The organism is Pedobacter sp. 10L46_2, assembly GCF_056395165.1.
In genome coordinates this window covers 1-3,708 of the sequence record NZ_JBFTIZ010000376.1, presented here as the reverse complement: position 1 = coordinate 3,708, position 3,708 = coordinate 1, and the positions used below count along the sequence as shown (strand labels likewise).

The following is a 3,708-nucleotide window of genomic DNA, read 5'->3' as shown; positions in this document are numbered from 1 at the left end:
CCGGCAAGCAAGTGTTTGCTTATGAATTACACAAACTCTCGCACAGAAAGAACCAGATATTTATGCATGTAGATCTTGGTTCTTTGAATGAAAACCTGTTCGAAAGTGAATTATTTGGCTATGCTAAAGGTGCCTTTACTGATGCAAAAGACGATAAGCCGGGAAGATTTGAAATGGCCGAAGGTGGAACAATATTTCTGGATGAGATTGGCAACCTATCCATGCCGTTACAGGCAAAGCTCCTAAGTGTAATTCAGAACCGTACGGTTAACCGTTTGGGCGAAAGCAAAGAGCGTAAGATCAATGTACGCCTGATCACAGCAACCAATATGCCGCTTAATGAAATGGTCTCCAAAGGTACATTCCGTCAGGATTTACTTTTCAGAATAAATACAGTTGAGCTGCTTTTACCAGGATTAGCACAACGTGGAGATGATATCCTACTTCTAGCAGGCCATTTCTTAAATACTTTTAGTACCAAATACCATAAAAGCATTCTGGATTTCGAACCTAAGGCCGAAGCTATGTTATTAACTTACCACTGGCCGGGGAATGTTCGTGAGTTGCAGCATGTAGTTGAGCGAGCTGTAATCATGTCAGATAGCCTTAAGATCGGGGTAAACGACCTGCAACTCAGTCCACAGAAATTTGGCAGTAGCACACCCATCCAATCTGATATGGGCTTGGAGGAAATGGAAAAACTAATGGTGCAAAAGGCAATAGATAAGCACAAAGGAAACATATCAAGAGCCGCAGCAGATCTTGGATTAACACGTGCAGCACTTTACAGGCGTATAGAAAAATTCGATTTATAATGTTTTACAACCGTTTTACCTTCCGTTTAATAAGTCGCCTGCTGGTCATCAATGCACTGGCTGTTCTGTTGTTTTTTCTCATCAAAAAAACGGAGCTATGGTTTACCATAATAGGTTTAAGCATCATATTGATTGGTACAATGCTAAGCCTCTACTATTACATTAACCAGATCAGGGACGACATCAATAGATTTATTCTGGCAGTAAAAACGCGCGACAATACTTTAAACTTCAAAAATAAAGCAACCAGAGGTAGTTTTCCGGAATTGTATGAATCATTTAACGATATTATACAGGTCCAAAAGGATATACAGCTTGAAAAGGATTCTATGTTTCAGCTTATAAAAACAATTCTGGAACAGGTTCCTGTAGGTGTGATTGTAATAAAAGACGAAAGAGAAGATACAAAACATGAAGAAATTGTATTCTTTAATCAGGCTGCTGCCCAATTATTAAATGTACCTGCATATAAATACTGGCATAGGCTAGGACAACATATTCCCCAATTTGCTACCGAGATAGAATCTATTGGCAAAGGAGGTAAACGGTTTATGGAGCTTAAAATACAAGATAAACTAATCCAGCTATCTACAGAAGTAATCCCACTAAACCTTTACAATACAGACTATACCATCATATCCTTCCAAAACATTAAGGACGAGATTGAGCAAAAAGAATCAGAAGCATGGAACAGGCTCATTGGGGTTATCTCACATGAAATATTGAATTCCATTACCCCTATCAGTTCCCTTTCTAACACGGTAGACGGTATGATTGCCGATAAGCAGAGTTTAAATTTTGAAGAACTTGAAGACTTAAAACCTGCAATAAAAACCATAAGAAGAAGATCGGAAGGTTTGCTGGACTTTGTAAAAGATTACCGTTTAATAGCCGAGCTACCAACACCAGACTTACATTACCATACCATTGGCGAGATTTTGCAGCATATTAAAGTGCTAATGCAGCCCTTTGCCAGCGGCCGAAACATCATACTAAAAGTAGAGCAAACATCCTCAAAAATCAGTATAAACATAGACTTAAAACTGGTAGAGCAAGCATTGATCAACCTGGTTACCAATAGCATATATGCACTTGAGGGCACAACAGAGCATCCTGTTATCGAGATTAACTACAGGTTAGATCAGAACAAGCTATATTTTGAGGTTAGTGATAATGGTAAGGGCATTGAACCTGAGCTATTAGAAAAGATCTTCGTACCATTCTTTACCACCAGAAAAAATGGTTCGGGTATTGGCTTAACCATTACCCGAAACATTATGAAAATGCACCAGGGAAGTTTGGAAGTAGCATCAGTTCCTTTCGAAAAAACTACTTTTTCTCTGGTGTTTAAATATCAATAATTAAATGACTGTACCATCTGGTATAATAGCACCCTTTTTCACTACTACAATACCATCCTTAACGGTATAAAGCGCATGATCGCCATCAGGTAAATGTGCACCCCCAATAATCGTCACATTGTCGCCTATTCTGCTGTTTTTGTCAATTATTGCGTTTACAATTTTACAGTTGTCGCCAATACCTATCAGTGGCTTAGTGCCTTTTTCCTTCTCTATTTCAATCAGGGTCTGGTACTTATCGCTACCCATTATGTAACAGCTTTCTATATGAGTACCCACTCCAATTCTTGAGCGGATACCAATAACAGCATGTTTTATACATTTAGCCTGTAAAATACAGCCTTCGGCAATAATGGTTTTATCTAAAGTTGTTCCTAATATCTTTGATGGTGGCAACATACGGGCACGCGTAAAAATACTATGGCTGCTATCAAATAAGTTGAATTTAGGAATATCATCAGTTAAGCCAAGATTAGCCTCAAAAAACGAAGATATATTACCTATATCAGTCCAGTAACCATCGTATTGATAGCTTAACACATCATATTCAGTAAGCATTCTTGGAATAATCTCTTTTCCGAAATCTTTCTCATCTTCATTCTCTGCAAAAATCTTGATTAAAAGATCCTTATTAAAGATATAGATACCCATAGAAGCCAGATAATCCCGACCCTCTGCATGCATCTCCGGGCCAGTATCTGAAATCCAGTCGCCCAGATTAGTTTTAGGTTTTTCAATAAATGAAGTGATGATATTCTGTTCATTTGCCTTAAGAATCCCGAAATCAGGAGCGTCTTTAGCATTTACAGGTATGGTTGCAAGTGTAACCTGTACCCCACTATCAATATGTGCCTGCACCATCTCTTTAAAGTCCATCTGATACAACTGATCTCCTGATAAGATCAGTACATATTCAAAGTCATGGTTCAACAAGTGATGCATCGTTTGTCTTACCGCATCGGCAGTTCCCTGAAACCAAGTCGGATTCTCGGGCGTTTGCTCGGCTGCCAGAATATCAACAAAAGCCAGACTAAAGTGGCTAAAGTGGTAAGTATTTTTAATGTGCTTATTTAAAGATGCAGAGTTGAACTGCGTTAAAACAAACATGCGGTGTATACCGGAATTTAGGCAATTGGAGATTGGAATATCAACCAATCTGTATTTCCCTGCAATAGGCACAGCAGGTTTTGAGCGAGTTTGTGTAAGAGGGGCTAACCTAGAGCCCTGGCCGCCGCCAAGAATTACACCCAATACTTTGTCAGTCATGTTCATTCATATTTAAATTTGGTAAAGATCAATATACTGTTGTGCCGCATTATCCCAGGAATGATCGAGCTGCATCATAAACTTACGAATTTCTTTCACTTTTTTCTTATCCAAATATAATTCATAGGCACGCCCCATTGCATGGTTCACATCCCATACGCTGGTTTGGTCGTGGCATATTCCAAAACCGGCATCACCAATATCAATTACCGTGTCTTTAAGCCCTCCAATACGCCTTACAATAGGTATTGTACCATATCTTAAAG

The 3,708-nt window shown here is 38.9% G+C and carries 3 protein-coding genes and 1 pseudogene; 2 read left to right on the top strand and 2 right to left on the bottom strand.

Annotated features, from left to right (window positions below):
• Together AC1DDX_RS25260 and AC1DDX_RS25255 are read left to right on the top strand one after the other, a co-directional pair.
• A partial coding sequence (locus AC1DDX_RS25260) for a sigma 54-interacting transcriptional regulator (RefSeq protein WP_477622810.1) occupies positions 1–815 on the top strand: 815 nt, incomplete at its 5' end.
• Positions 815–2,176, top strand: a complete 1,362-nt coding sequence (locus tag AC1DDX_RS25255; protein WP_172660632.1) for a sensor histidine kinase — start codon at positions 815–817, stop codon at positions 2,174–2,176. The genes AC1DDX_RS25260 and AC1DDX_RS25255, both read left to right, overlap by 1 nt.
• On the opposite strand, the gene AC1DDX_RS25250 is transcribed toward AC1DDX_RS25255, so the two are convergent.
• Both AC1DDX_RS25250 and AC1DDX_RS25245 read right to left on the bottom strand, forming a co-directional pair.
• A complete protein-coding gene (locus AC1DDX_RS25250) occupies positions 2,177–3,442 on the bottom strand; it encodes a glucose-1-phosphate adenylyltransferase (protein WP_172660633.1) in 1,266 nt (421 codons plus the stop codon). It abuts the gene before it with no gap.
• A gap of 12 nt (positions 3,443–3,454) precedes the next feature.
• A pseudogene (locus tag AC1DDX_RS25245) lies at positions 3,455–3,708 on the bottom strand (glycogen synthase); the annotation flags it as partial.